8 protein-coding genes and 1 tRNA gene are annotated in these 7,602 nt (G+C 69.2%); 5 read left to right on the top strand and 4 right to left on the bottom strand.

Annotated features, from left to right (window positions below; genetic code table 11):
• Positions 1-140: 140 nt before the first annotated feature.
• The gene (gene mca / locus EII35_RS13035) at positions 141-1,043 is read right to left on the bottom strand and encodes a mycothiol conjugate amidase Mca (protein WP_260465129.1); all 903 of its coding nucleotides are present in this window, start codon (positions 1,041-1,043) and stop codon (positions 141-143) included.
• A gap of 96 nt (positions 1,044-1,139) precedes the next feature.
• Between mca and greA the strand changes: the two genes are divergently transcribed.
• Both greA and EII35_RS13025 read left to right on the top strand, forming a co-directional pair.
• On the top strand, positions 1,140-1,637 hold the full coding sequence (gene greA, locus EII35_RS13030; protein WP_125228900.1) for a transcription elongation factor GreA: 498 nt from the start codon (positions 1,140-1,142) through the stop codon (positions 1,635-1,637).
• On the top strand, positions 1,634-2,572 hold the full coding sequence (locus tag EII35_RS13025) for a DUF2207 family protein (protein ID WP_125228899.1): 939 nt from the start codon (positions 1,634-1,636) through the stop codon (positions 2,570-2,572). Before greA ends, EII35_RS13025 begins: the two co-directional genes overlap by 4 nt.
• A 10-nt stretch (positions 2,573-2,582) precedes the next feature.
• Here EII35_RS13025 and EII35_RS13020 read toward each other — a convergent pair whose 3' ends face one another.
• The 3 genes from EII35_RS13020 to EII35_RS13010 form a co-directional block, all read right to left on the bottom strand.
• A complete protein-coding gene (locus tag EII35_RS13020) occupies positions 2,583-4,085 on the bottom strand; it encodes a serine/threonine-protein kinase (protein ID WP_221739758.1) in 1,503 nt (500 codons plus the stop codon).
• Positions 4,086-4,179: 94 nt separating this feature from the next.
• Positions 4,180-4,593, bottom strand: coding sequence for a DUF2089 domain-containing protein (locus EII35_RS13015; protein WP_125228897.1), 414 nt, complete (start codon positions 4,591-4,593; stop codon positions 4,180-4,182).
• A 1-nt stretch (position 4,594) separates the two neighbouring features.
• Positions 4,595-5,389 (bottom strand): hypothetical protein, encoded by a 795-nt coding sequence (locus EII35_RS13010; RefSeq protein WP_125228896.1) that lies wholly within the window; start codon positions 5,387-5,389, stop codon positions 4,595-4,597.
• 145 nt (positions 5,390-5,534) lie between these two features.
• On the opposite strand from EII35_RS13010, the gene EII35_RS13005 reads away from it, so the two are divergent.
• The 3 genes from EII35_RS13005 (at position 5,535) to EII35_RS12995 (ending at position 7,594) form a co-directional block, all read left to right on the top strand.
• A tRNA-Thr gene (locus EII35_RS13005) sits at positions 5,535-5,610 on the top strand.
• Between the two features lie 784 nt (positions 5,611-6,394).
• Positions 6,395-6,709 carry a hypothetical protein gene (locus EII35_RS13000; protein WP_125228895.1) on the top strand — a complete coding sequence of 105 codons (315 nt, stop codon included), beginning with the start codon at positions 6,395-6,397 and terminating at the stop codon, positions 6,707-6,709.
• Positions 6,710-6,997: 288 nt separating this feature from the next.
• Entirely contained in the window at positions 6,998-7,594 is a 597-nt protein-coding gene (locus EII35_RS12995; protein ID WP_125228894.1) for a DUF1707 SHOCT-like domain-containing protein, read from the top strand.
• Positions 7,595-7,602: the final 8 nt, after the last annotated feature.

The raw sequence follows: 7,602 nt of genomic DNA, 5'->3' as shown, positions 1-7,602 counted from the left end.
AACGCACAATCCAGTGCGCTCCTCGTCGTCCGCCTTGCCAGGAGGCCACCGTGACGATCCTCGTCACGATCCCCCTATCCGCGCACCCTCTAAAATGACATAAGGCGCTGGGTGGTGCGGGGCCGGGCGGTCCGTGGCGATCAGATGATGAACTCCGGCATGAGTGGAGTCTCCCGGAGGCCCGTGAACAGGTCGTCCTCAGGGATCATGGTGGGCACCTTCGAGATCACCAGCTGGTAGTCCTCCGTCGGCCACCCGGCCCGCTGGATCGCCAACGGCACCGCGAACCACGGGCCGTCCGGGTCGATCTGCGTCGCGTGGGCCCGCAGCGCGTCGTCCCGCACGTCGAAGTACTGCTCGCAGCGGACGAAGGTCGTCAACCGGCCGTCCGAGAACGGGTCCTCGTCGTGGGCGGGGGCCGGGCTGCTCGGCGGCAGGCCCTGCTCGTGCATGACCGCTTCGAGGGCCGCATAGCGACGGCGATGGAAACTCATGTGGTAGTACAGCTTCGCCGCCTGCCACGCCGGGCCGTGCTCCGGCCACAGCCTCGCATCGGCCGCCGCCCGGAACGCCTCGACCGTGATGCGGTGACACTGCACGTGATCGGGGTGCGGGTATCCGCCGTGCTCGTCGTAGGTCGTGACAACGTGCGGGCGGAAGTCGCGCATCACCCTCACGAGCGGGCCCGCCGCCGTCGCGACGTCCTGCAGCGCGAAGCAGCCCTCCGGCAGCGGTGGCAGGGGATCCCCCTCCGGCATGCCGGAGTCCACGAAACCCAGCCACGTGTGCCGGATCCCCAGGATCTCCGCCGCCCTGGCCATCTCCTCCCGTCGCAGGGCGGGCAGGTCGTGCAACGCCCGGGGATCGTCGGCCAGCGCCGGGTTGAGGATGTCGCCCCGCTCCCCGCCGGTGCAGGTCGCCACCATCACCTCGACCCCCTCCGCGACGTACTTCGCGGTGGTGGCGGCACCCTTGCTCGACTCGTCGTCGGGATGCGCGTGGACGTGGAGGAGGCGCAGCGGCCCCTTGGGGTTGCCTGGCATGGGGAACATTGTGGCCCCTCCAGGGCCTCTGCCGCTTCCTCCCATGCCCGGAAGCGCTTCCCTGGTGTTGTCGCAGGGCGCTGCTAGGCTTGAGCGATGTCCGAGACCCATTCCGATGCCGTCTGGCTCACGCAGGACGCCTACGACTCGCTCGAGGCGGAACTCAACCACCTCAAGACCGTCGGCCGCCCCGAGGTCAGTGCCCGCATCGCGGCAGCCCGTGAGGAGGGCGACCTCTCCGAGAACGGCGGCTACCACGCCGCCCGCGAGGAGCAGGGCCAGATGGAGGGACGGATCCGTCAACTCGAGCACCTGTTGCGCACCGCCCAGGTCGGGGAGGCGAGCAGCCACCCCGACGAGGTGGCGCCCGGCCGTGTCGTCACCGTCGCCTTCGACGGGGACGAGGACGACACCGAGACCTTCCTCCTCGGCTCCCGGGAGATCCTCGGCACCGACGACTCGGTGGACCACGCCGTCTCGCCCCAGTCGCCGCTCGGCGCCGCCGTGCTGGGCCGTCGCGTCGGGGACGAGGTGTCCTACGAGGCCCCCAACGGCCGCACCATCAACGCCACCGTCATCAGGGTCGAGTCCTGATCCCGTGGCTCATCCTGCTCGGGGCGGGCTGCCTGCTCGGCGGCGCAGCCATCCTCTGCCACCAGCGGTGGCGCCGCTCCCGTGACGAGCCCTCGTCGGAATCCCTGCCCGACGACGTCATCGACGGACTCGCGCCGGGGCTGGTCGGGATGGGACTCCACGCCCGGGTCCGCCCCCGCGACATCCTGGCCACCATCGTCGACCTCGCCGTCCGCGGACACATCACCGTCTCCGTCCAGGAGGGCCGGCGACGCGACTGGGTGCTGAGCCGCGGACCGGCGGCACGGCGGGGCCTGCGTCCCTTCGAGCACTCCTTCCTCGACCGGATCTTCTCCGCGGGGGCGACGGTGTCGCTGCGTGAGCTGTCGCGCCAACGTCGCGGCGCGGTCACGAAACTCGCCAACCGACTCATGCAGGCCGCGGTCAAGGACGGCTGGTTCCTCGCGACCCGACCCGGACGGCGATTCCAGTGGTGGGGGCTCGGCGTCGGTCTGGCCGCCGCGGTGGCCGCGGCCGTGCTCGCCCCGGGATGGCAGGGGGTCGTCGCGGCCGTCCTCTGCGGGGTCGCGGGTCTTGCCACTCTCTACCAGCCGGAGCTGCGGGTCCGGCGCACCGCGCGCGGCACCGCCATCCGGGCGGCCCTTCTCCGACGCCGGCACCGCCTCGGAGAAGGGGCTCTCGACGGGGTCGGCGACGACATCGTGCCGTGGCTCGTCGCATTCGACCTCACCTCCGGCCCGAGCGCCGTCGTCGACGGTCGCGCGGTGTCGAACGCGAACGTCCGCTTCGATTGGCTGACGGGCCCCGGCGGGGCGGGCGACGTGGCCTGGGCCACCGCTGGGCTGGCGGGTGAGGCCGCCGCTGAGATCGGCCTCCGGGTTCTGGGCGGGGCCGCGCTGGGTCTCGTCGCCGCCCTCCTGGATGGCGCGGGCTGACGGCGTCGGATCAGTTCAGGGCGAAGACGCAGGAGAAGCCGCGCTGTCCTTCATCCCACTTGTTCTGCTTCGGGCCGAGGACCCGCACCTTGTGCGGCTTCGAGATGTCGATGCCAGCACGTTCGGCGTTCTCGTCGGTGCAGGTCTCGGCCACCTTCGGATCCTTCTTCATCGCCTCCTGGGCGTTCCGCGCCTCGATGTCGGGATCGATGGAACCACCCGCGAAGACCCGCCAGTTCGCGACGGCGCAGTCCACCGTCGTCGCCGAGGTGTTTCCCTGGGAGTCGATCGCGCCGTCGAGGCAGGCGCCGAACTCCCACGGCATGTCGTCGCTCGTCGGCACGTCGTTCCGGTCCAGCTCACCCTCGAAGTTGGGGGGATCCGTCCGCGTCTGGGTGGGCTCGTCCGATGTCGACGGCGTTGGCGGGGGCGCGGACTTCGGCGGCAGGGTCAGGCTGGGGCCGGACAGTGCCGCCACCGCCCCCCAGGCCGCCCCGCCGGCCAGCAACACCACAGCGGCGATCCCGGCGATGAGGGCGATGGGGCGGCGGCGCGGCGCGACCGTGATGGGCGAGTAGGTGATCGTCGGCGGGGGTGGGGGGACGTAGACGGTGGCGACATCGGATCCCAGCGGGGCCCGGTAGGTCGTGGCATCCATGTCCCGCAGGGAGCCGTCCTCGAGGCGGGGCAGGACGCTGTTGAGTGCCTGCGCCAGCTCGGCGCCGTTGCGGAACCGCTGTCCCGGATCGACGTGCATCGCGCGGTCGAGGATGGGGCGCAGCGGCGGTGGGATGCGTGGATCGTTCGTCGGAACGGGGCGGTGGAGGTCCGCGACGATTTCGCTGAGGCTCTGCGACCGACCGTCCCAGGTGGAGCGGGGGCCCCGGCCGGTCAGCAGGGCGAACAGCACCGCCCCCATCGACCACACGTCGCCGGCGCTCGTCGGTTCCGTGTGGCTGAACGCCTCCGGTGGGGCGTAGGCGGGGGTCAGGGCCTCCAGGGTGACGGTGGTGGATGCCTCCGCCCGCTGGATCGCGGCGAGGCCGAAATCGCTGAGGCGGGGTGCGCCGTAGGAGTCGAGGAGGATGTTGCCCGGTTTGATGTCCCGGTGCAGCACGCCGGCCGCGTGGGCGGCGCCGAGCGCGGCGGAGGCCGAATGGATGATCCGCGCCGCCTCAGCGGGAGGCTGCGGTCCGCGGGCGACGACGTTCGCGAGGCTGCCCCCGTCGCAACGTTCCATGACGAGATAGGGGCGATCGTCGGGCAACACCCCGGTGTCGATGAGGGTGACGACGTGGGGGTGGCTGCTGATCTGGCTGGCCGCCTGCATCTCCCGCTGGAATCGGCGTCGGTTCCGTTCGTCGTGGAGTGGTCGGGTGTCGACCTTCACGGCGACGGGGCGCTGCAGTGACAGCTGTTCACCCGCGTAGACGACCGCGAATCCGCCGCGTCCGAGGACTCCGGTGAGGCGCACACCAGGAACCTCCGGGACGTTCGAGGGGGGCACGGTCATGTGCTCCATGGTCGTTCATCCTGCAGGGGCCTGCAAACTTGGGTGTCCACGTGAACATCCCGCGGGCACTTCCTGGCCGAAAGGACGACGTAAGTCACAGTTGGGCGATGAGCTGCGCCGCAACCTCCGAGCTGATCTCGCCGGAGGCGACCCGGGCGAGGATCTGTTCCTGCGGGGAGGGCGGCTCATCTGCCGGTGGTGCCTCCTCCGTCGTCGTGGGCGAGGTGGACTCGGGCAGCATGTCGAGCTTGCCGAGCAGGGCGTCGAAGCGGGCGCGGGCCGTCGGGTAGGACACCCCGAGGTGTTTCTCGACCTCGCGAAGGTTGCCGCGGGAGGACAGGAAGACCCGCAGCAGCTCGTGCTCACCGGCGTCGAGGCGGTCATAGATGGAGGAGGCGAACTCCCCGGCCAGCTCGGAGCCGCAGCGTCGGCAACCTTTGCGGGTCACGATGAGTTGGGCGTCGCAGACCGGGCAGTCGGCGGGGGCCTGGTACAGGGGTTCGGTCATGTCAGTGGTCCTCTCCGGTGGCGTCCTTGATGGTGGCGAGGCCGGCGACGACGTTGATGTCGCAGCGGGCGGAGCCGTTGCCGAACACCACCTCGTCGACGCCCGCGTTGTCCTCGGGCCACCGGATGTGGCCGAACTTCGACTCCGCGTGGATGACGACGTTCGCGCCCGGCCTGAGGGTCAGGGTGAGGGAGCCGGACTCGATCTTCAGCTTCGAGCGTCCCTGCGAAAGCGGTCCCTCGACGGTGACCCCGCCGGCCTGGCTCAGCAGGTCCGTCACCTCGACGACGTCGCTGAGGTGGCAGCCGCCCATCGTCACGCGGACGCGGCCGAAACGCGGGATGCTGGTGCTGCGGAGGCCGCCCGTGGTCGACTCGACGTCGACGATCAGTCGGGGGTTGACCTTGACGATGAGTTCCTTGCCGAGCCCGATGATGCCCATGTCGTCGAAGATCCGCTGCGGGCGGATGAGGGAGAAGCCGCTGAGGTTCGGGCCGAGTTCGCCCGTGGAGCTGACCTCCATGACGTCACCGTTGCGGCGCAGGACGTGGGGTCCCTCGACGCTGAGCGTGGTGACGCCGGGGTCGCCCTCGATGCGGACGCGGCGGCCGACGGCGCTGATGGACACCCGCGAGAGTCCGCCGGGTCGGGCCTTGTTCCGTTCCTGAGGTTGCTCGGTGGAGGTGTCCTCCTGGGTCTCATCCTTGAGGGCGTTGATGCGGCGATTGGCCTCGGCGGCGTCAATGCGACCGGCGGCGAGGTCGTCGAGGATGGGGCCGAGATCAGGGTTGCTCATGCTCACAATGATAAGCGACTCCTTGAACAATGGAAAGGGTTCTTTCCATCTTCGCAGGCGAATCCTGCTGGGGGAGAGGGGGGCCAGCCGCTCGGGCGGTGGGTTGGACGCCCTGTCGGCGTGACGGCTATAGTGTGTGGCTGCTGCCGCCCTAGCTCAGTAGGCAGAGCGACGCTCTCGTAAAGCGTAGGTCACGGGTTCGATTCCCGTGGGCGGCTCCAGACAGGAAACAGCCCCTGTCGGCGTGACGCCGAGTCGGGGGCTGTTCTGCCTCTCCGCTGGTCGAGCCGGACCGCGCGCCGGTGCGCCGTCCGGGTCGAGACCTGCGAAACACGGTGCTGGGGCTCCAGTCAAGGGGGAAACCCGCGACGGTCCCGACACGGGCTCTCCGAAGGCTCCGGCCGCGATGTGAGTAGCGGCGGGAAGGGTGGCGTTCCGTGACCGTGGTGGTTTCGCCTACCTCAACGCGGGTTCGCCTGTGTTGGGTATGGCTCGCCTGCCTTAACGGCGGCTCGCCTGTCTTGTTCGGCAGGCAAAGTGAAACAAGGCAGGCGTTTCCGATCCAAGGCAGGCGAACCCGTCGTAAGGCAGGCGAATCAGCGTGCTGAGGAGGCCGGTGTCGGGTGGTCACGAATCGCCGCTTTGCTTCGGTGAGATCGCGATGTCAACGCTGCCCAGAGAAGCAGGACGGCGATTCGTGACCGTGGTGGCTTCGCCCGTCTCGACTCGGTTTCGCCTACCCTGGCCCGGGGGTCCATTCAGGCAGCAGTGAAGGAGCTCACCGCCTGAGGGGCGAATAGAGTTCCTGCCCGAGCGTGGGTAGGGATCATTGGCGGCAACCGTCGCCGCTCTCCTCCCGAGCCTCGCCGCAGTGGGCGGGCGCCTCAATGGGGCTGCTGAGGACCTGTGGGTGACGGAAACGGTTCTGCGTGCCCGCCTCGGGGCGGTCTCGGCCGATCGCTATGATTCAGCCGATCGGATGACAATGAGAGTGGAGGTTCGGGGATGGCGCGTGACATCGGCCCCGAGATGCTGCAATTCCTCGACGACGCCTATGCCAAGGGCGAGATCGCCAAGGCCACCTATGACGCCAAACGGGCCGAAGCTCTCGCCATCATCCAGCGGGGTGAGGCCGTCGAGCTGGAGCCACTGGACCGCTACATCATCATGGGATGCCACGGCATGGCTGTTGTCTGGTTCGTGCTCCTCGTGTTGGGGATCGGCCCGAACATCACCGGGGTCCTGTTGGGCGGGCTGGGGACGTGGCTGTGGCTCCTGTTGGGGCGCCGTGTGCGCCGACGCGGTTGGCCCAAGCGCTGATCGTTTTCGGTCAATGAACCAGCCCATCCTCCAGTCACCCCTCCCGCCGACCTCCTCAGCACGCTGATTCGCCTGCCTTGGGTCGGAAACGCCTGTCTTGTTTGACTTCGCCTGCCGAACAAGACAGGCGAGCCGCAGAAATGGCAGGCGAATCAGACCCAAGGCAGGCGAGCCACTGCCAAGGCAGGCGAAACCGCCGCGGTCAGGGGCTGCCGTCGTGGAGGGTTGTGCAGGGGGAGTGCATGCCCACCGTCACGGGAGACCGGTCGAGTGCATACACTCAAGGGCATGAGTGAGGTCTCGCGGCGCCGGATGCGTGTTGGAACTGCGGAGAGGGACGCTGTCCTCGAGGTGCTCAGCCTGGCCTACGCGGACGGGCAGCTCGACCACGAGGAGTTCACCGAGCGGCAGGAGAAGTGCCTCGTCGCCAAGTTCGACGACGAACTGGTCCCGCTCATGGCGGATCTCCCCGCCGCCCGCGCCGTCGCTCAGCAGTCCCAGCCGACCGGCCCCGTCATCGCCGCCGACGCCAGGGCGGCCCAGGAGTTCGCCTTCATGGGCGGCAAGGACATCTACCTCGACGCGCACACCCCGACCGTGACGAGCTTCGCCTTCATGGGCGGCAACCAGATCCACACCTGCTTGGTGATGGGGCCGGGCGTGACCATCGAGCTGTCACTCTCCAGCATCATGGGTGGGCATGACGTCTTCGTGCCCGAGGGTGTTCGCATCGTCGACCAGTCCACGAACGTCATGGGTGGGGTGGAAATCAAGAAGCGTGCTCGCGGGGACGGCTCCAACGGCACGCTCATCATCCGTGGCTTCAACCTCATGGGTGGGGTCAGCGTCAGGCTCGAGCCCGAGGCCAGGAAGCGGCGGGGATAGGCGAGATC

This window comes from Arachnia propionica (assembly GCF_003932785.1).
Classification (GTDB): domain Bacteria; phylum Actinomycetota; class Actinomycetes; order Propionibacteriales; family Propionibacteriaceae; genus Arachnia; species Arachnia propionica_B.
Note: the sequence above shows the minus strand (reverse complement) of the source record. Positions and strands in the feature narration are given on the sequence as shown.